This is a genomic window from Massilia sp. CT11-108, assembly GCF_047302915.1.
In the GTDB taxonomy this organism is placed as follows: Bacteria; Pseudomonadota; Gammaproteobacteria; order Burkholderiales; family Burkholderiaceae_D; genus Telluria; species Telluria orientalis.
On the sequence record NZ_JBKYMO010001805.1, the window covers coordinates 1 to 231 of the forward strand.

General features: G+C 68.8%; 1 protein-coding gene. It reads right to left on the minus strand.

The features are described from left to right. The coding region (locus ACEN88_RS36395; RefSeq protein WP_413347226.1) for a hypothetical protein at positions 1 to 231 on the minus strand (231 nt) is incomplete at both ends.

Below are 231 nucleotides of genomic sequence, written 5' to 3' on the forward strand. Positions count from 1 at the left end.
GCGGAACACCGCGCAACTGGCCGCGCGGGCATCGCCACGATCGCACCGGGCACGCCGCGGTTCCGGTAGTCGATGTTCGCGGTGTTGTCGACGATGGTCGTCTGCCGGATCACGGTATTGGTCACGTTGACGTTCGTGATGTACGTTGGGCTGGCGTGGTACGGCGGCCGGTATGGCTCGTGCGGCGCGAGCGGGAACCAGCCGACGCCGGGATCGGAGCGGCCGCCGTAC